The 19,119-nt window shown below is 53.7% G+C and carries 21 protein-coding genes; 9 read left to right on the top strand and 12 right to left on the bottom strand.

Features of this window, described 5'->3' with window-relative positions; translation table 11 throughout:
- Positions 1 to 9: 9 nt before the first annotated feature.
- From hemW to rph, 4 genes are read right to left on the bottom strand one after another with little or no spacing between them, the layout of a single operon-like run.
- Positions 10 to 1,176, bottom strand: a complete 1,167-nt coding sequence (hemW, locus tag PMI41_RS19135) for a radical SAM family heme chaperone HemW (RefSeq protein WP_008127624.1) — start codon at positions 1,174 to 1,176, stop codon at positions 10 to 12.
- Complete coding sequence (rdgB, locus tag PMI41_RS19130; RefSeq protein ID WP_040855828.1) at positions 1,173 to 1,820, bottom strand: RdgB/HAM1 family non-canonical purine NTP pyrophosphatase; 648 nt, start codon at positions 1,818 to 1,820, stop codon at positions 1,173 to 1,175. The genes hemW and rdgB overlap by 4 nt, the downstream gene beginning before the upstream one ends.
- On the bottom strand, positions 1,817 to 2,224 hold the full coding sequence (locus PMI41_RS19125; RefSeq protein WP_008127621.1) for a VOC family protein: 408 nt from the start codon (positions 2,222 to 2,224) through the stop codon (positions 1,817 to 1,819). Before PMI41_RS19125 ends, rdgB begins: the two co-directional genes overlap by 4 nt.
- Positions 2,225 to 2,235: 11 nt before the next feature.
- Positions 2,236 to 2,952: a ribonuclease PH gene (gene rph, locus PMI41_RS19120; RefSeq protein WP_008127620.1), complete on the bottom strand. Its 717-nt coding sequence runs from the start codon at positions 2,950 to 2,952 to the stop codon at positions 2,236 to 2,238.
- A gap of 123 nt (positions 2,953 to 3,075) precedes the next feature.
- Here rph and hrcA point away from each other — a divergent pair, with 123 nt between their 5' ends.
- The 3 genes from hrcA (at position 3,076) to PMI41_RS19105 (ending at position 5,702) form a co-directional block, all read left to right on the top strand.
- Complete coding sequence (gene hrcA, locus PMI41_RS19115; RefSeq protein WP_040855825.1) at positions 3,076 to 4,143, top strand: heat-inducible transcriptional repressor HrcA; 1,068 nt, start codon at positions 3,076 to 3,078, stop codon at positions 4,141 to 4,143.
- Between the two features lie 75 nt (positions 4,144 to 4,218).
- Positions 4,219 to 4,932, top strand: a complete 714-nt coding sequence (gene grpE, locus PMI41_RS19110; RefSeq protein WP_008127615.1) for a nucleotide exchange factor GrpE — start codon at positions 4,219 to 4,221, stop codon at positions 4,930 to 4,932.
- 116 nt (positions 4,933 to 5,048) lie between these two features.
- Positions 5,049 to 5,702, top strand: a complete 654-nt coding sequence (locus PMI41_RS19105; protein ID WP_008127614.1) for a trimeric intracellular cation channel family protein — start codon at positions 5,049 to 5,051, stop codon at positions 5,700 to 5,702.
- Here the strand turns inward: PMI41_RS19105 and PMI41_RS19100 are convergent.
- Positions 5,694 to 6,686, bottom strand: coding sequence for an adenosine kinase (locus PMI41_RS19100; protein ID WP_008127612.1), 993 nt, complete (start codon positions 6,684 to 6,686; stop codon positions 5,694 to 5,696). The genes PMI41_RS19105 and PMI41_RS19100 overlap by 9 nt on opposite strands.
- Positions 6,687 to 6,863: 177 nt before the next feature.
- Here PMI41_RS19100 and PMI41_RS19095 point away from each other — a divergent pair, with 177 nt between their 5' ends.
- Positions 6,864 to 7,580: a sulfate transporter family protein gene (locus PMI41_RS19095; protein ID WP_008127610.1), complete on the top strand. Its 717-nt coding sequence runs from the start codon at positions 6,864 to 6,866 to the stop codon at positions 7,578 to 7,580.
- Between the two features lie 9 nt (positions 7,581 to 7,589).
- Here PMI41_RS19095 and nth read toward each other — a convergent pair whose 3' ends face one another.
- Entirely contained in the window at positions 7,590 to 8,348 is a 759-nt protein-coding gene (gene nth / locus PMI41_RS19090) for an endonuclease III (RefSeq protein WP_008127608.1), read from the bottom strand.
- A gap of 22 nt (positions 8,349 to 8,370) precedes the next feature.
- On the opposite strand from nth, the gene PMI41_RS19085 reads away from it, so the two are divergent.
- From PMI41_RS19085 to cueR, 4 genes are all read left to right on the top strand, one after another.
- Complete coding sequence (locus PMI41_RS19085) at positions 8,371 to 8,877, top strand: DUF2244 domain-containing protein (protein ID WP_008127606.1); 507 nt, start codon at positions 8,371 to 8,373, stop codon at positions 8,875 to 8,877.
- A 77-nt stretch (positions 8,878 to 8,954) separates the two neighbouring features.
- A complete protein-coding gene (locus PMI41_RS19080) occupies positions 8,955 to 9,854 on the top strand; it encodes a bifunctional helix-turn-helix domain-containing protein/methylated-DNA--[protein]-cysteine S-methyltransferase (protein ID WP_008127605.1) in 900 nt (299 codons plus the stop codon).
- A 127-nt stretch (positions 9,855 to 9,981) separates the two neighbouring features.
- On the top strand, positions 9,982 to 12,471 hold the full coding sequence (locus PMI41_RS19075) for a heavy metal translocating P-type ATPase (RefSeq protein WP_008127603.1): 2,490 nt from the start codon (positions 9,982 to 9,984) through the stop codon (positions 12,469 to 12,471).
- Positions 12,472 to 12,478: 7 nt separating this feature from the next.
- On the top strand, positions 12,479 to 12,868 hold the full coding sequence (cueR, locus tag PMI41_RS19070) for a Cu(I)-responsive transcriptional regulator (RefSeq protein WP_008127601.1): 390 nt from the start codon (positions 12,479 to 12,481) through the stop codon (positions 12,866 to 12,868).
- On the opposite strand, the gene PMI41_RS19065 is transcribed toward cueR, so the two are convergent.
- From PMI41_RS19065 to maiA, 5 genes are all read right to left on the bottom strand, one after another.
- Positions 12,865 to 13,155, bottom strand: a complete 291-nt coding sequence (locus PMI41_RS19065; RefSeq protein WP_008127599.1) for a Dabb family protein — start codon at positions 13,153 to 13,155, stop codon at positions 12,865 to 12,867. The genes cueR and PMI41_RS19065 overlap by 4 nt on opposite strands.
- 121 nt (positions 13,156 to 13,276) lie before the next feature.
- Positions 13,277 to 14,872, bottom strand: a complete 1,596-nt coding sequence (locus PMI41_RS19060; RefSeq protein ID WP_008127597.1) for a gamma-glutamyltransferase family protein — start codon at positions 14,870 to 14,872, stop codon at positions 13,277 to 13,279.
- A 118-nt stretch (positions 14,873 to 14,990) separates the two neighbouring features.
- The gene (locus PMI41_RS19055) at positions 14,991 to 16,304 is read right to left on the bottom strand and encodes an ATP-binding protein (protein WP_008127596.1); all 1,314 of its coding nucleotides are present in this window, start codon (positions 16,302 to 16,304) and stop codon (positions 14,991 to 14,993) included.
- On the bottom strand, positions 16,301 to 17,041 hold the full coding sequence (locus PMI41_RS19050) for a response regulator (RefSeq protein ID WP_008127594.1): 741 nt from the start codon (positions 17,039 to 17,041) through the stop codon (positions 16,301 to 16,303). Before PMI41_RS19050 ends, PMI41_RS19055 begins: the two co-directional genes overlap by 4 nt.
- Positions 17,042 to 17,072: 31 nt before the next feature.
- Complete coding sequence (gene maiA, locus PMI41_RS19045) at positions 17,073 to 17,744, bottom strand: maleylacetoacetate isomerase (protein ID WP_008127592.1); 672 nt, start codon at positions 17,742 to 17,744, stop codon at positions 17,073 to 17,075.
- A 294-nt stretch (positions 17,745 to 18,038) separates the two neighbouring features.
- Between maiA and PMI41_RS19040 the strand changes: the two genes are divergently transcribed.
- Entirely contained in the window at positions 18,039 to 18,500 is a 462-nt protein-coding gene (locus PMI41_RS19040; protein ID WP_008127591.1) for a MarR family transcriptional regulator, read from the top strand.
- 54 nt (positions 18,501 to 18,554) lie between these two features.
- Here PMI41_RS19040 and PMI41_RS19035 read toward each other — a convergent pair whose 3' ends face one another.
- A complete protein-coding gene (locus PMI41_RS19035) occupies positions 18,555 to 18,971 on the bottom strand; it encodes an organic hydroperoxide resistance protein (protein WP_008127590.1) in 417 nt (138 codons plus the stop codon).
- Positions 18,972 to 19,119 lie beyond the last annotated feature (148 nt).

Genomic DNA, 19,119 nt, shown 5'->3' with positions numbered 1-19,119 from the left:
AGATTATCCCTAAGCCGCCAAATCGGCGATGACTGCATTGAGCACTATAGCGCCTTCAGGTGTAGTCCTGATGCGGCTATTGCCGATATATTCAATAAGACCCTGTTCCGCCAAGGAAATCACTTTGCTCTCCTTGACTCCATGTCCGGTCAGACGTTCGTAACGGGAAAGATCGATACCTTCCACCAGACGCAGACCCATTAGCAGGAATTCGTCACCTTCCTGTTCACCGGTCAAGAACTCTTCTTCGACAACGCCATGGCCATCAGCTTCGACCTTTTGCACCCATGTTTCAGGATGACGCTCGGTAATGGTTACGGCACGCGTACCATTTTCTATAAAGCGTCCGTGCGCACCCGGCCCAACACCAACATATTCGCCGTAACGCCAATAGACGAGATTGTGCTGGGATTCAGCTCCCGGCGCAGCGTGATTTGAAATCTCATAGGCGGGCAAGCCATACTGCGCGGTAACATCCTGCGTTTCGGCATAAAGCGCCGCTGCATGATCGCCATCCGGCGTAACCAGCTTGCCTGCCTTCCAGAGGTTATAGAATGGTGTGCCCTCCTCAATTGTCAGCTGATAGAGCGACAAATGATCAGCAGCATAGGAAATGGCTTTGGCCAGTTCATCCCGCCATGCCTCGATTGTTTGGTCCGGCCTTGCATAGATCAGGTCAAATGAAAGCCGCGGGAAAATCTCCCGTGCCAATTTTATCGCAACCAAAGCCTCATCGACATTGTGCATGCGACCAAGGCGACGCAAATCCGGATCGTTCAACGCCTGTACGCCAAGTGATACGCGATTGACGCCCGCAGCTCGATAGCCGCGAAAGCGATCCGCCTCGACACTTGTCGGGTTCGCTTCTAGCGTAATCTCGATATCATCCGGCACATGCCAGTTGCGGGCGATTTCGTTCAAGACGGAACCCACAGTCTCAGGCTGCATCAGCGACGGCGTACCGCCACCCAGAAATATACTTGAGACTTTGCGTGCCCCGGTTCGCTGACGCATGGTTGCCATTTCGCGTGCAAACGCCGCTGCAAAGCGCGGCTGATCCACAGCCTGATGCCGGACATGCGAGTTGAAATCGCAATAGGGACACTTCGCCATGCAAAAGGGCCAGTGGACATAGATCCCGAAGCCGGATTCGGATCTATGGTCGCTGTGGTTCATGCGGCATCCAGACAGTCTTTTGCAAACAGCTGGAAAGCGCGGGCACGATGGGACAAGGCCAATGCATCGCCGGGTTTCCAGCCATGCTTCTGTTCCGCCGTCATTTCACCGAAGGTCGTTTCATAGCCGTCTGGCTTGAACACGGGATCGAAGCCAAAACCGGCTGTTCCACGTGGTGGCCAGACAATTTCGCCCTCCACTTCACCACGATAATAATTGGCTTCCCCATCCGGCCACGCAAGGCAGATGACCGAGACAAACCTGCCCCCACGATCTTCAGACTTGCTGACACCTTCGTTCTGGAGCGCTGTCTCGACCTTTTGCATTCCGTGAGCGAAGTCACGCTTTCCGTCCGGCAATTCCGCCCAATTGGCAGTGTATACGCCCGGATTGCCACCCAAAGCGTCTACACACAGACCGGAGTCATCCGAAAGCGCCACAAGCCCTGTCGCCTTGGCGGCTGCAAAGGCTTTGATATAGGCGTTTTCTTCGAAGGTCGTTCCAGTCTCATCAGGCTCGGGCAGCCCCAGCTCGGCAGCAGACACAACCTCAAAACCAAATGGGCCAAGCAGATCAATCATTTCATTGATCTTGCCCTGATTGTGGCTGGCAACCAGCAGCTTGCCCTTTTCCAATGTTCTCATTTCAAATTCCATAATTTTGGTTCCGCGAACTCAACCGAATTGCCCGAAGGATCGCGGAAATACAGCGAGTGCGCACCACTTGGCCAGTCGAACTCACTTTCGATTTCTATACCATGCACTGTCAGATGGGCTTTCCAATCGGCAATTTCATCCCGAGTCGCGCGAAAACACACGTGCCCCGGGCCTTTGGCGCCATGTTTTGGAATGGGCAGACCGCCCTCAGGGCGCTCTTTCAGCTTTTCTGCATTGAAGACGATAAGCACACCTGCACCGCAGGTGAAAAATGCTGATTCCTCTCCGGCGCGCAAAATACATTCCAGACCGAGCAGGCCACCATAAAACTGCGCCGCCGCTTCAACATCATCTACATAAAGCGCTGTTTCCAGTATGCTCGATGGCTGCATGGTTCCGCCCCTTAGCTGACTGCCATTTTCTGCAGCGAAACCAGCCGCGTAATGCCATTGCGAGCCAGATCCATAAGGGCAAGCAGTTCTTCCTGTGAAAAAGGCTCACCCTCAGCAGTACCTTGCACCTCAACAATGCCACCCTTGCCAGTCATGACGAAGTTGGCATCGGTCTGTGCAGTGGAATCTTCAATGTAATCGAGATCAATAACCGGCGTACCATTGGAAATGCCGCAGGAGATTGCCGCAACATGGTCTTTCAGTACCTTTTCCACTTTGAGCATCTGGCGTGTTTCCATCCATCGCAAGCATTCATGCAAGGCAACCCAACCGCCGGTGATTGCTGCGGTACGCGTGCCGCCATCCGCCTGAATGACATCGCAATCCACAGTGATCTGAACTTCGCCGAGCGCCTGCAAATCAACGACGGCCCGCAGTGAACGCGCGATCAAACGCTGAATTTCAAGCGTACGACCACCCTGCTTGCCGGATGAAGCCTCGCGGCGCATGCGGTCACCCGTCGAGCGAGGCAACATGCCATATTCAGCTGTTACCCAACCTTTTCCTGTGTTGCGCATCCAGCCTGGCACTTTTTCCTCAAGGCTTGCTGTACAAAGAACATGGGTGTCACCGAACTTGACCAGGCACGAGCCCTCAGCATGTTTGGAAACGCCGCGCTCGAAGGAAATGGCGCGCATTTCGTCGGGGGCTCGTTTGGAGTGACGCATGGATAGACCTCTTGTTGATAAGCTTTCGGCCTTTTAACCGCGATGACGTAATGAAGCAAAGGCTTTGATGATTGCGTCAAGAATGCTTATATCAGGCATGAACCGATGGATAGACGAGGTACGATGAACAAGGCAGTCGCCCCGGAAGCACTTCAATCGCTCGATCAAAGATCACGCGATATTTTCCGGCGTATCGTTGAGAGCTATCTGGGCGATGGTGAGCCCGTAGGCTCGCGCAACCTGTCTCGCATATTGCCCGTGGCGCTGTCACCAGCCACTATCCGCAATGTCATGAGCGATCTTGAGCATCTGGGCCTTGTTTATGCGCCGCATATTTCGGCCGGACGCCTGCCTACCCAACTTGGCTTGCGGTTTTTCGTTGATGCATTCATGGAAGTTGGTGATCTTTCCTCGTCCGAGCGCAATTCAATTGAAGCGCAGGTGCGAGCCGGTGATGCGCAGTCGGCAGAAAACGTTCTGACGCAAGCAAGCCAGATTCTTTCCGGCATGTCGCGCGGTGCGGGCCTTGTGCTCGCAACCAAGGTTGAAGGTGCGTTGAAGCATATAGAGTTCGTGCGGCTGGAACCGACAAAAGCCTTGGCGGTGCTCGTTACCCAGAACGGCGATGTGGAAAACCGCGTCATAGACCTTCCAATCGGCGTAACACCCTCGCAATTGATCGAGGCATCCAATTTTCTCAATGCGCATATTCAGGGGCGTACAATAACCGAGGCACGTCAGGAGATAGCCCGGTTGAAGGATGAAACGCAGCAGGCTCTCGACAGTCTTTCGCAGCATCTGGTGCAGCAAGGCCTGGCTGTGTGGGGTGGAGATGGCGCGGGGCAGCCTGCCCGCCTGATTGTCCGCGGACGTGGCAATCTGCTCGATTCCATTCACGCCGAAGCTGATCTGGATCGTCTGCGTCATCTTTTCGATGATCTGGAGACCAAAGAAGGCACATTGCAGCTGCTTGATCTGGCGGAAGCCGGGCCGGGTGTGCGTATTTTTATTGGTTCGGAAAACAAGCTGTTTTCCCTATCCGGTTCGTCGTTGGTTATTGCTCCCTATCGCGATTCCGAACAACGCATTATTGGTGCACTCGGTGTGATCGGACCAACCCGGCTCAACTACGCCCGCATCGTCCCTATGGTGGATTATACGGCGCAACTTGTCTCAAGACTCCTGAGATAACCCATTTGCACTTGATTTTCGGGCACTAAACCTCGATATCCAGCGCAACTTACGAATATAGGACGGACTGCACAGATGACTGACGACAAGAACAATCACGACACACCTGATCTCGATCAGCGCGACCTGAAGAATCCGCGCGACCGGGATGCGCTGAAACGCGCTGCCGATGATTTTCTGAAATCACGCAAGGCTGAAGAATACGCGCTGGCAAATGAAGATGAAGTCGAGGCGAATGCCCAGAATTGGGCTGAACTGGACAAGCTGCGCGCTGAAAATGGCGACCTGAAAGATCAGTTGCTGCGCCTTGCTGCCGACATGGAAAACCTTCGCAAGCGCACGGCACGCGATGTGCATGATGCGCGCAGCTATTCGGTTGCAAACTTTGCACGCGACATGCTTTCGGTTTCTGACAATTTGAAGCGTGCACTGGAAGCAATTCCTGCCGATGTGCTTGCGCAAGGTGATGCCGGTTTCAAGGCGCTGGCCGAAGGCGTGGACATTACTGAACGCTCGTTGATTTCGGCTCTGGAACGTCACGGCGTCAAGAAGATCGAGCCGCAAGGGCAGAAATTCGACCCGAATTTCCATCAGGCCATGTTTGAAATTCCGAATGCCGATGTTCCGCACAACACCGTATTGCAGGTAGCGCAGTCCGGTTTTGTTATTGGCGACCGCATGTTGCGCCCTGCTCTGGTCGGCGTTTCCAAAGGTGGACCGAAGCAGGCCTCGGCGGAAGGCCAGCCCGAGCCGGGACCAATTAACCCGCAAGCGGAAAAAGACGCCTGATCCAAAAGGTAGAACAAGCAAAGAGCCACGTTTCAAACCGGAACGTGGCTCTTTTCATTTCCGCAGTGGCGTGCTGTAGAAGCAGTGATCGCGATAAAGCGCAGGGGACACTGCCCATGACCATGATTCAACTATTCAATTATGCGGGCGTGTTTGTTTTCGCGGCGACGGGAGCGCTGGCCGCATCCCGGCGGCAACTCGACATCATCGCCTTTGTGTTTCTGGCTGCGGTTACAGGTATTGGCGGCGGCACATTGCGCGATCTGATTTTAGGCGTTCCGGTGTTCTGGGTGCAGGACCCCGGCAATCTTCTGGTCTGCACTGCAGCCGCCTTCATCGTCTACTTTTCGGCCAACCTGCTGGAATCGCGCTACCGCTTGCTTCTCTGGCTCGATGCCTTGGGACTCGCGGCCTATAGCGTACTTGGCGCAGCAAAGGGCCTCGCACTGGGCTTCGATTCAACAATTGCAGTCGTGACCGGCATTTTGACGGCAACTTTCGGTGGCATTCTGCGCGATATTGTTTCCGGGGAGCCGTCCGTTCTGATGCGACGCGAGATATATGTCACGGCAGCGCTGGCTGGTTCCAGTGCCTATACGCTACTCTACAAGCTTTCCGTTGCTCCCGAAATCGCAGCCCTGGTAGCCGCGCTCGCCGCATTTGCCGTGCGCGGCGGAGCGCTTTATTTCGGATGGATATTGCCCAACTATCACAAGCCGGGCCGCACTGATGAAGAACTCAAGCGGGATGGCTATATCCGTTCAGAGTAGCCCTGCCCGTTCGGCGGCGGTCCTCAAATTTTGCTGAGGCCGAGGGCCGATCTGCTGAATCACCAGACCTGCAGTCAACGAACCGAGCTTGGCACAATCAACCAAGGCGCGGCCATTGGTGTAGCCGAACAGGAAGCCAGCCGCGTAAAGATCGCCCGCACCGGTCGTATCCACCAGTTCCGCAATCTCGATTGCGGGAACTGAAACGGTTTCATCGCCTGACACAACCACCGAGCCTTTTTCGGAGCGTGTGATAGCGGCCAGCTTGCAATCCTTGCGGATCAGATCAAGGCCCTTTTCGAAATCATCAGTCTGATACAGTGATTTCAATTCGGCTTCATTGGCAAATACGATGTCCACGGTGCCGGAACGCATGAGGTCCAGAAACTCGTCGCGATATCTGTCGACGCAGAATGGATCGGAGAGCGTCATGGATAATTCACGGCCATGTTCGTGCGCGATTTTTGCCGAGAGGCGGATAGCTTCCTTTGCACGGGGCGGATCCCAGAGATATCCCTCAAAATAAGTTACCTTGGCTTCGGAAACTTTTGAGCTTTCCACATCCTCCGGCCCCAGCTCAATGCAGGCACCCAGATAAGTGTTCATGGAACGCTCGCCATCGGGCGTCACGAAAATCATTGATCTGGCCGTGGGCGGAGGAGCCTGCAAAACCCGCGTATCGAAGGCTACGCCTTGCGAGCGGATATCATGAATAAAGACATGACCCAGCTGGTCATCAGCCACCTTGCCGAAATAGGCGGCGCGTCCACCAAGACTGGCGACACCTGCAGCTGTATTGCCGGCACTTCCGCCGGAAGCCTCAATGGCGGGGCCCATACGTTCATAGAGAAATTCCGCACGATCGGCATCAATCAGGTTCATTGCGTTCTTGATAATGCCGTTTTTCACGATGAAATCGTCATCGGTGCGGGCAATGATATCGACAATGGCATTGCCGATGCAAAGCACGTCATAGCTGGACATGAATTCTCCGGATTGCGAGGCCGCCTAGGCAGCGATTACACCTGTAAGTGAGTATTCCGGAGCACTTCGTAGCGCGTCAGCCATCGCTTTACCACCCCTCGTTTGGGATGTTGCCTTGTCATCAACCATTACCGACCCTATCTCGGGTGTCCAAGAGCAATCGGAGCACGGAGTACCATGATCCTTGAAAGCGCCCGCGCTGCAGCGGGCCATCTGTTCAGGCCGGAATTCCGCTCCGTCCTCTGGAAATCCATCGGGCTGACAATCCTGCTTCTGGCGGGTGTCTGGTTTGGGTTGCGTGAGTTATTCGAGGCGTTGGCATGGCCTTTCGTCGATCAAATGATCCCGGAACTGCCTGCCTGGACAGGCTGGATTGGCTTTATTGCAGGTATTCTGGCCAGTCTTGGTCTCGCGCTCGGCTTGGCTCTTTTGATTGCACCGATCACCGCCATCGTTGCCGGCCTGTTTCTCGATGATGTAGCGGAAGTCGTGGAAAAGGAAGATTATCCCCTTGATCCGAAAGGTAAATCGCTCCCAACGCTCCGATCTTTTGTCCTGTCCATCAAGTTCCTTGGTATCGTTATCATCGGCAACATTATTGCGCTGCTTTTGCTGTTGATACCCGGCGTTAACATCATCGCGTTTTTCGTGGTGAATGGCTATCTGCTGGGGCGCGAATTTTTTGAATTCGCCGCTATGCGCTTCCGTCCTGAAATGGAGGCGAAAGCCTTGCGTTCCAAGCACTCAACCACCGTGTTTCTGGCTGGCCTGTTGATTGCCGCCTTCATGGCTATCCCGATCCTCAACCTGCTGACGCCCTTGTTTGCTGCAGCGATGATGGTGCATCTGCACAAGGCTGTTGCGCAGTCCGAGCCACCGGCTGCTGTACATTAGCAAGGTTTGTCAGAAGACCTGCGGTGGAAGCGGCACAAGCGGAGCAGGCATTTCTGATGTTTTTTCGGCTGCCTTGCAGATATCAGCAATAATACAGGCCGGGCATTCCGGCTTGCGCGCCTTGCAGGTGTATCGCCCATGCAAAATAAGCCAATGATGGGCGTGATAAAGATATTCCGCCGGAATGATCTTCATCAACTTGTCTTCCACCTGTTCCGGCGTTTTGCCAGGTGCCAGGCCCAAGCGGTTTCCGATGCGGAAAATATGCGTGTCTACGGCCATTGTTGCCTGGCCGAATGCCATTGAGAGCACGACATTTGCCGTCTTGCGGCCAACGCCTGGCAGCTTGACCAATTCATCCCTGCTATCGGGAACAACACTGCCGTAATCATTGATCAGTGTTTGCGACAGGGTGATCACGTTCTTGGCCTTGTTGCGCCAAAGACCGATTGTCCTGATATAATCGCCGACCTTCTCTTCACCCAGCGCCAGCATTTTCTCCGGGGTATCTGCGATCTTGAAAAGCGCCCGTGTTGCTTTGTTCACCCCCACATCTGTTGCCTGTGCCGAAAGAACAACTGCGACGAGCAGTGTAAACGGATTGACATGCTCAAGCTCACCTTTCGGCTCAGGTCTCTGGATGGAAAACCGCCGAAATATCTCATGGATTTCCGCTGCACTGTAGCTCGTACCAGCCACGCGTCGGGCCTTGGCAGGCGTTGCGCTACTCACGCTAATCTGATCAATTTTACGCTTGGGATTTTTCATTTGCCTTCTATACTTAAACACCATGAGCCAAACAATCGACCCAATTGACGCTGGAGGCATCAACGAAGAAGAGATTTTTCACGCTCTTCTGGTGCCACATCGCTCGCTTGGAAAAATAGGGTTTCTGGTGCTGATGGGTGCGCTTGGTATCAGCAGCTTTGTAACCGGCCTTTTCTTCCTGATGCTGGGAGCCTGGCCGGTATTCGGGTTCTTCGGGCTTGATGTTCTGCTGGTTTATATTGCTTTCCGCCTCAACTACAGATCGGCCCGTACGCATGAGGAAGTGAGGGTATCCCGCATTGCTTTGCAGGTTCGTCAGATTGCCCCATCAGGCAGAACCAAGCTGCATGAGTTCAATCCCTTCTGGACAAGGTTTATTGTCGCCCGTCATGCGGAAATCGGTATCACATCGATGCAGGTGGAAAGTCGCGGCAAGGCACTGACTATCGGCTCTTTCCTCAATCCCGATGATAGAGAAAGCTTCGCTTCCGCCTTTCAGAGTGCTTTGGCAGCGGCTAAAAGCCGGTAGTATAAACAAGCGCAAGAATCGGGTGGCGGGGAACCCATATCAATGGTCATATATCCTCAACAACGAGGTACAGAACCATGAAACCACATGCCATACTTCAGAAAGACATTACGCCGAGTGGCGATGATTACGCCATTGTCAGTCATATCATTGAGCGAATCAGCAAGGATTATCGTGACCAGCCTTCGCTTGAGACATTGGCTCGCGATACGGGTCTTTCGCCTACCGGCTTGCAGAAACTTTTCACGCGCTGGGCCGGCTTGTCTCCGAAGGGGTTTTTGCAGGCAGTGACAATAGACCATGCCCGGCGACTGCTCGATGAGGGCATGCCACTGCTTGAGACTGCCTATGAAACCGGCCTGTCCGGCCCGGGACGCCTGCATGATCTTTTCGTGACTCATGAAGGCATGTCGCCGGGAGATTACAAATCGCGTGGTGCAGGACTGACGATCCGCTACGGTTTCCTGATTTCACCATTTGGTCAGGCGTTGATTATGGTGACAGATCGCGGATTGGCCGGTTTGGCATTCGCTGATCCCGGCAAAGAGAGGGAAGCGCTTGCCGATATGTCTTCCCGCTGGCCCAATGCCACCTACGTGGAAGATTTGGGCGCAACAGCTCCCTATGCAGCTCGCGTGTTCAATCCATCGGAATGGCGCGCTGACAAGCCACTGAAAGTTGTCACTATCGGAACAGACTTCCAGCTTCGCGTCTGGGAAGCTTTGCTCAAGATTCCGATGGGTAAATGCGTTGCCTATTCCGACATCGCCGCCGATATCGGATCGCCCAAAGCATCACGGGCCGTTGGTGCGGCAGTGGGTGCCAATCCGGTTTCCTTTGTCGTACCCTGCCATCGGGCCGTTGGGAAATCTGGCGCATTGACCGGGTATCATTGGGGTCTTACCCGCAAAAGGGCGATCCTTGGTTGGGAAGCAGGCCAGCTTGGCACCGGCGAAGAAATCAGTCAGGCTGGTTGACAGTTTGCCAAAGCAGAGCCCGACATTGTTTCGGGCTCATAGAATAATACATATCGCCCTTGACCTTCCAGTTACTGGAAAGATTATCTTGGATGCACTATCTGGTTTATAACCGAAAGCTGCATCAATGAAACACGACCACAATCATCATCATAATCACTCCTGCTGCGGGGGGAGCCAGTCAGAGGTCATAATACGCGATCCGGTTTGCGGGATGCTTGTGGACCCGAATGCCGGAAAACTGACGGCTACACATGATGGACGAGTGTTTCATTTCTGCTCAGCGGGGTGCCATTCAAAGTTCACAAAGGATCCGGAAACCTATTTGGAGGCAACAGATCCTGTCTGCGGCATGAAAGTCTATCGCGCCAGTGCCAAGCATTTTCTGCGGCACGAAGGTGAGAAATATTATTTCTGCTCGGCCAGTTGCATGGCGAAATTCGAAAGATCTCCGCAGGATTATCTTGGTGATCGCCCCGCGCCGAAAGCGATGCCTGCAGGGACGCAATACACCTGTCCAATGCATCCGGAGATTGTCAAAGACGGCCCTGGGTCCTGTCCGCTCTGTGGTATGGCACTCGAACCCATGGGCATTCCGACCGGCGACGAAGGCCCCAATCCCGAACTGGTCGATTTTACGAGGCGCTTCTGGATCAGTGCCCTCTGTTCTGTGCCGCTTCTCTTCGTAACAATGGGACCTATGCTTGGTTTGCCATTGCGCACCTGGATTGGAGAGCCTCTTGCCGTGTGGCTGGAGTTTGTGCTGGCAACTCCCGTTGTTGTCTGGGCCGCCATCCCGTTCTTCGAACGTGCATGGTCTTCGTTTATTCATCGTAGTCCGAATATGTGGACGCTTATCGCCATTGGTGTGGGTGCAGCCTATGCATTCAGCGTTGTTGCAACTTTGCTTCCCGATATTTTCCCTCATTCATTCCGCATGCATGGCGGCTCGGTGCCGGTCTATTTTGAAGCGGCTGCGGTCATCGTCACCCTTGTCTTTCTCGGGCAAATCCTCGAATTGAAAGCCCGCGAACGTACCGGCTCCGCAATCCGGGCACTTCTTGACCTCGCCCCCAAAACCGCGCGCCGCGTGGCTGCAGATGGCACCGAGAACGATGTACCGCTTGAGGAGGTCATTGTAGGCGATCGTCTGCGTGTTCGCCCTGGTGAAAGCGTGCCCGTGGACGGTGTCGTTGTCGAGGGACGCTCTTCCATTGACGAATCAATGCTGACAGGAGAGCCACTTCCCGTTGAGAAAACCCTTGATGACAATGTGACGGGCGGCACACTCAACCGGAATGGCACTTTGCTGATTACTGCGAAGAAAGTAGGCGCGGATACTGTGCTGTCACAGATCGTCGGCATGGTAGCATCGGCACAACGCTCACGCGCGCCGATTCAGGGCATGGCAGACCGGGTGGCCAGTTACTTTGTTCCGGCAGTTGTTCTTGTCGCTGTCATCGCATTCGCCGCTTGGGCACTGATCGGCCCTGAACCCAGAATGATCTATGGGCTCGTGGCTGCGGTCTCGGTGCTGATCATCGCCTGTCCCTGCGCATTGGGACTGGCCACGCCAATGTCGATCATGACAGCAACCGGGCGCGGCGCTCAGGCCGGTGTGCTGATAAAGGATGCCGAGGCGCTTGAGCGCTTTGCCAATGTTGATACGCTGATCGTCGATAAAACCGGCACGTTGACAGAGGGCAAACCAAAGCTGACTGATATCGTGACGGTGGCCGGTATTTTCGAGAATGAACTGCTCGCCTTTGCGGCTAGCCTTGAAAAAGGCTCTGAGCATCCGCTGGCCGAGGCCATCGTTGAAGGTGCGGCAACACGCAATCTCGTCGTTCGCGACGCAAGTGATTTTAACGCTGTTACCGGCAAGGGCATATCGGGCAAGGTCGGTCCCAATGCCATCGCACTCGGCAATCTCGCCATGATGCAGGATAGCGGTGTTGATCTCTCTGCCCTGACCCGACAGGCCGATACGCTGAGGGCTGCTGGTAAAAGCGCTCTTTTTGTTGCCATTGATGGCAAGGCGGCGGGTATTCTGGCAGTTGCCGACCCCATCAAGGCAACGACAGCCGAGGCGATCCGCCTACTACACAAGGCAGGGCTTCGCATCATTATGGCTACGGGCGATAACGCAATTACCGCGCAGGCCGTAGGCAAGGAGCTTGGAATTGACGAGGTTCGCGCTGACATGCTGCCAGAAACCAAAAAACAGCTCATCGACGAATTGCGGGCAAAGGGGTCAAAAATCGCAATGGCCGGTGATGGTGTGAATGATTCACCTGCGCTGGCAGCAGCCGATGTCGGGATTGCGATGGGAACCGGAGCTGACGTGGCAATGCAAAGCGCTGGAATCACCTTGGTGAAAGGCGATTTGAACGGGATTGTTCGTGCTCGTCAGCTTGCTACCGCTACGATCCGAAATATCAAACAGAACCTGTTCTTTGCCTTTATCTACAATGTGCTCGGTGTTCCCGTTGCCGCTGGAATTCTCTATCCGGTTTTCGGCCTGTTGTTGTCGCCCATGCTAGCGGCTGCTGCGATGAGTCTTTCATCGGTTTCGGTCATCGCGAATGCGCTTCGTCTGCGCACCATAAAATTGTGAGGCTCTCATGAACATTGGCAATGCTTCCGAACGTTCCGGGCTCCCGGCGAAGACCATAAGGTACTACGAGGATATCGGCCTGCTGAAACCTGATCGCTCCGACAATGGTTATCGCGATTATTCGGTGTCAGACGTGCACAAGTTGCGCTTTCTGCAACGCTCGCGGGGATTGGGATTTTCTGTTGAAGAGTGCCGCCAACTGCTGGCACTTTATGAGGACAAGGACCGAGCCAGTGCTGACGTCAAATCAATGGCACAATCCAAGCTTCACGAAATTGACCGCAAGATCATTGAACTTCGTGAACTGCAGCAGACGCTGAACCATTTGATCGCCCATTGTCACGGCGATCAGCGGCCCGACTGCCCTATCCTCGAAAATATCTCTGGCAATAGTTAGAGCGTCGATACAACGTCGGCAGAGATGCGCAATTCACGCATCGGTTTTACCAAGGCTGTTGTTGCCGAATAGATCGGGTGTGCCTTGTAGGCTGCAAGAGCATTCTCATCCTCGAATTCACCATAGACGACGACGTCGATTTCGCCTGAAATGGGATCGACCTTCGTATTCTTCATGACTTCGAAGATGATTGAATGGGGTATGTCGCCAAGCTGTTTCAGTCCGGTGACGATTGCTTCAACGTCATCTTTGTTACGGGCGCTGAAGAATACAATATGGCGGATCATAGCTGCTTCCTGATGCAATGGATTGGGCGGGACTTTTCATATCCCGCCCCTATCCGTCAATAGATGCGCTGTCGCAGTCTGAATTAACGACCGATAACGCAGCATGCTTGGGCATACGGCTTCAATAACCGAGCGCCATTCCGTCCTTCCGAAAATCGGAAGCCCCGATAAGGCTGTTCTGCTTCCAGTTGATTTGAACGGCCTGTGCGCCGCCAATCGGGCGCGCAGCAGGAATCACGGTATAGCCTCGCCGCATAAGGTCCGGCCCCACCGAAGAGAGGATAGCTTCTTCACACTCGACTGTTGTCGTGCCAGGAAGAGGAAACAGTCGCGGCAGGTCCATGGCGCTTTGTATGTCCATTCCATGATTGAACAACTTGGACATGAAGTGGGCGTGCCCCATTGCCTGATAGTGTCCGCCCATAACGCCGAAAGACATCATCACCCGACCATCTTCTGCAATCATGCCGGGAATGATTGTATGCATTGGTCTCTTGTTCGGCGCTATAGCATTCGGGTGCCCCGCAGTGAGCGAGAAGCTTGACCCGCGATTATGAAACAGAACGCCCGAACGGCGGCTGACGATTCCACTACCATAGGCGCCAAAGATCGAATTGATCAGGCTTACTGCATTGCGATCCTTGTCGACGACACTGATATAGACCGTATCCTTGTGTTCCACCTCATCAAGAACAGGTAGCGGATCAATCACTTTCGCCATATTGATACGGGCGGCGAGTTTACCGGCCAGAGCGTCCGACAGAAGATAACCGGTAGGGACAGAATCATCGGGATTGTCTGCCAAAAATTGGTCACGAGCTGCATAAGCCAATCGTGTCGCTTCAAGTTCGATGTAGAGATTATCGATATCCAGCGGCCCGTCTTTGATTTTGAACCGGGAAAGAATGTTCATGATCATCAATGCGATGACGCCTTGGCCATTCGGCGGACACTCGTAGACAGTGCGACCGTGAAAATTCGTGCTTATCGGCGTAACATACTCGCCTTTGGCCGCAGCAAAATCTGCAAGCGTGTGAAGACCGCCAAGGCTCTGCAGACTCGCCACCATGTCCTCGGCAATCGCCCCGGTATAAAACGCATCCGGTCCATTTTCTCCAACTGCCTCCAACGTATGTGCGAGTTGGGGCTGGCTGTGGATGGCGCCTACCGGAAGCGGTTTTCCATTGTCGAGAAAGGTGGTCAGTGCTCGTTCGTTTGCTGCGATATGCGCTGTATTGTTCATCAGGTCGTAAGCAACACGTGGCGCAATTGCATAGCCCTCACGAGCAATTCTGACGGCCGGGCGCAGTATGTCACCAAGATCGAGACGGCCATGATCTCGGACAAGCCGCGCCCATGCTTCTATCGCTCCGGGTATGGTGACAGCATGTGGTGATTGCGCCGGGATTTTGGCGATGCCCATTGCCGAAAATGTCTCAAAACGAGCGGCTGTCGGCGTGCGTCCAGAACCATTATAGGCAATAACATCCGTCGAACCTTGCTGAGAAAGCATGCAAAAACAATCGCCGCCAATGCCCGTTGAGCCAGCTTCCACCACACCTTGAACCGCTGCGGCTGCCACTGCAGCATCTATGGCATTGCCACCGCGCTGCAACGTTTCAACGGCGACCAGCGTTGCCGCCGGGTGAGATGTGGCAGCCATACCATTTGTCGCTACGGCCAGCGAGCGGCCCGGCTTCTCGAAGTTTCGTGTCATTCAGATCTCTCATGCTGATGAAACGTCGATTTCATCTACCTTTCAGGCTTCAACAGTTATGGATTGACCATATGGCCCGTCAAGACGCATACCTCGATAGTAGGCAAACAAAAGCCAATCAATTTAGAGTAAGCTCTGCCGATAAGCCGCCGCCATCTCGATTGCGCAGCTTAAGCGTCGCGCCTATGCCCATCGCCAATTGATGTGCGATGGCAAGTCCCAGCCCCGTCCCCCCAGTGCCGCGATTGCGAGATTGTTCAAGCCGAAAGAATGGCTGAAGCACTGCCTCCAGTTGATCGTCGGGAATACCGGGACCTCGATCAAGGACACTAATCAAAACATAGCCTTCTGCATTTTGCTGTAAACTCACTTCGGCACTTCCGCCAAACTTGAGTGCATTGTCGATGAGATTTGTGAAAATACGGCGTAATGCATGAGGCCGGGTCAATATCGCCGTTTCAACATCACCGGCTATCGATACGGATTTTCCAGTGTCCTGATAATCGTAAACAAGGCTTTCCATGAAGGATTCGATATCGACTTTTGTGGATTTCTCTGTGTTGCCGTGCGCACTGCGCGCATAGGCAATACCCTCATGCACGAGCCGCTCAATCTCGGCTAAATCCTGGATCAGCTTGTCCTTTTCTGCCGAACCTTCCGAGAACTCGGCCCGCAATTTCATGCGCGTGATGGGTGTCTGCAAATCATGTGAAATGGAGGCGAGTATCTGCACTCTCTCTTCAAGATAATGCGCGATACGATCACGCATCGCATTGAAAGCGGTGGCAGCATAGGCAACTTCACTCGGCCCTGTTTCGCTCAGCCGCGGGGCTGTCTTGTTGGGGTCCAATGCATCGGCAGCGTTTGCAAGATCGACCAGCGGCCGTATCGCAAGACGAACCGCAAACCAGCTGCAAAGGATGATCAGCACCAACTGGGTTATCAAAACAAGAGGAAGCCAATCTGCAATCGGCATGATCGTGGGATTTACTTCGATCGTCAGCGGTGAGCCATCACTCAGGATCAGCTTGGCCTGAACCCGTTTTGTGCCTTGAATAGATTCAACTGAAACGGGTATGTTCGGACCAACCGCTTTGCGGATAGTCAATTCAACATCAACACCTGTGCTGGTAAGCTCGGGGATGCCTGTGACGCCTGGCCCTAGAATGTAGCGCGCATTACCCTTGTCGAGACGCCCTGCCCACTGACCCCGTTCATTGGCAGGCAGATGATCCAGAACCGCTACTGACGTTGCCACATCCTGTTCAAAGTTTGTGAGCATCATCGCTTTGGCTGTCATATAGCGCTCAAGAAACAGAACTCCGAATGACATGCAGTGGGCGATGGTCAGTCCTGCCAGAAAAATCAGAAACAGCCGTGCACGCAAAGTCCGGGGCCAAGGGCGAAGTGATAAAATGGCTATGGCACTCATTGCCGGACCTCGGTGATCTCGACAGGCATGGAAAAGACATAGCCTTCGCTTCGGACAGTCTTGATATAGGATGATCCGCGCGCATCGTCGGCAAGGCGTTGCCGCAAACGGCTGACGAGCAGATCAATTGACCGGTCGAACAATTCAGCTTCGCGTCCTTGTGTCAGGTTCAGCAATTGGTCCCGGTTGAGTACACGCTGGGGGTGATCCACAAACACTCGCAGGAGACGATACTCCGCGCCACTCAAAGCCACCGTTGTCCCGTTCCGATCGAGCAAGTGCCGTCCGGATGTATTCAATTGCCAGTCACCGAAGGAAAGCAATTGGCCAATTTCAGTGATCTGGAGGTTTGGTGGAAGCATACGCGTGCGGCGAAGAACGGCTTTAATACGAGCAAGCAATTCACGGGCGGCAAATGGCTTTGTCAGATAGTCATCAGCGCCCATTTCCAGGCCGATAATGCGATCTGTTTCATCGTTACGGGCAGTCAGCATGAGTACTGGCGTGGATTTGTGTTTTCCGGCACGCAGTTCCCGGCAGAGTACCAGACCATCGTCACCAGGCATCATCACATCAAGAATGATGAGATCAACGGAATTTGCCTCGAGAAATTTCCGCATGTGTCGACCATCTGCTGCGGTGGTTACACGCAGGCCACTCTTTTTAAGATAGCTGGAAACCAGTTCACGGATTTCGCGATCGTCATCGACAATGAGTATGTGGTCAATATGATCCATCGAACGAACCTTTGATCGAGTTACGGAGATTTCAGACTGTTGCTGCAACAGGCTGTGGCGCGGCGGCAGGATTGGCAGCAACGGGTGCGTTTTCAGCAAAGGCGGGAATTGTTCTCAGCGACGATACAATCCGCGATAAATGCGGCCATTGAGCAAGATCAGCCCCCGCACGCTCCGTATTAATCGCTTGCGGGAAGAGAAAGACGTCCGCAACGGAAGGATTATCCCCGGCAGAGAACCTTGTTTGCTTCCGGCTGGCGAGCAGTGCTTCAACTGCGTTCATTCCCTCAAGAATCCAATGCCAATTCCATGCGGTAACATCGGCAGTGCCAAAGCCCGGAATGCCAAGCAGGCGCGCCCTGATTCTCGGTGGCAACAGGGCATGGATTTCCGCTGCAATCAGAAGCGCTATAGAACGTGAAAATGCGCGATCTTCGGCATTCTCGGACAAGAGCGATGGCTTGGGATACACCTCATCGAGATATTCGATAATTGCCAGCGACTGAGTAATCAGAGAACCCTGATCAGTTAAAAGAGCCGGGACGAGCCCTTGCGGATTGACGCTCAAGTAGCCGGATTGCCGGTTCTCGGCGTCCGGGCCGAGAATGCCGATTTGCAGTTTTTCATACGGCACGTTCTTCAGTGCGAGTGCTATGCGAACGCGCGATGCCGCAGATGAAATTTCGTTGTCGTAGAGTTTCATAACAAGCTCCTCATACTTTCGACGGGGTTGGATTATCGAACCGCGCTGGCTGCAGAAAATGGTGCAACGATTCCGGCCAGTGCCGATGGTTCGCGGGAGGTGCTGTCGTAGACGCACGGCGCAGCAAACACGGCAAACACTATCAGGAAGATCGCTGATAACTTCAGCACATTCACCTTATTTAAATTATGTGCAATTAGTTATTGTGATAATTATATATCTCCATGCGATTGGAAATGCAAGCTTGATAATCATTTGCGTAATAATTAATTGTGATAAGAGATGGAGGTGATTATGACTGACCAGACCCCGACACGCACAAAGACAGCAAAACTTGCCGACTTCATGTGCTTTTCTATCTACTCAACCAACCTTGCATATTCGCGGGTCTACAAGCCTGTTCTCGAAGCGCTTGGGCTTACCTACCCGCAATACATAACGATCATCGCCCTGTGGGAAGAAGATAACCAGACAGTCAAAAGTTTGAGTGAGAAGCTGTTTCTTGAGCCAAGCACCATGACCCCCATGTTAAAACGGCTGGAGACCATGGGTTATCTTCATCGTAACCGCGATACGGTGGATGAACGCAACGTGCGTATTTCATTGACCGATTCTGGCCGCGAGCTTCGCGAAAGAGGTTTTGGCTTTGGCGAAATTACCATGAAGGCTTCCGGCCTGACACCGGAGGAATTTCCCATATTGCAGAAGGCCGTGGCTAACCTGCGGAACAACCTTCTCAAGGCCAGTCGCGAATAGCAAAGGAGTGAATATCCTTGGGGAACTCACTCCTTTGCGACATCGTCGTTTCATCTACTGCAGCGTAATAACGACATCTATGTTGCCGCGCGTCGCCTTTGAATAAGGGCATGTTTGATGTGCTGCATCCACCAGTGCCTGAGCAGTATCCCGATCAAGGCCGGGCAAGCTAACGTCAAGACGGGCCTGGAGAAAGTATGCTCCCTCAGTCACGCCGAGATCGACTTCCGTATTAACGGACAGATCAGCAGGCAAAGCGACTTTCAACTTGGTAGCGGCGAGTCCCATGGCACCGATGAAGCAGGCTGACCACCCGGCTGCGAACAATTGCTCAGGGTTGGTGCCAGCGCCAGTTGTTCCAGGTGACGAAAGTTTAATGTCCAACCGCCCATCGGAGCTGCGGGATGCGCCATCCCGGCCGCCTGTAGTCACTGTCTTTCCGGTATAAAGAACGCGGTCGATCTTACTCATGATTTTGTTTCCTTCACTGGTTGTACTTCTGTGCTCTTTGAGCCGACGTAATAAAGCGCCGGGTACTTATCCGGCATGTGTCTGGAACGGCCTGAATTGTAACGTAGTGTAGGAGGGGCTGCGGGCCGTGGCCCGCAGACTTTCCATT

This window comes from Phyllobacterium sp. YR531 (assembly GCF_000282595.1).
Lineage (GTDB): Bacteria > Pseudomonadota > Alphaproteobacteria > Rhizobiales > Rhizobiaceae > Phyllobacterium.
The sequence above is the reverse complement of the archived record's forward strand: the minus strand, read 5'-3'. Positions and strand labels throughout refer to the sequence as shown.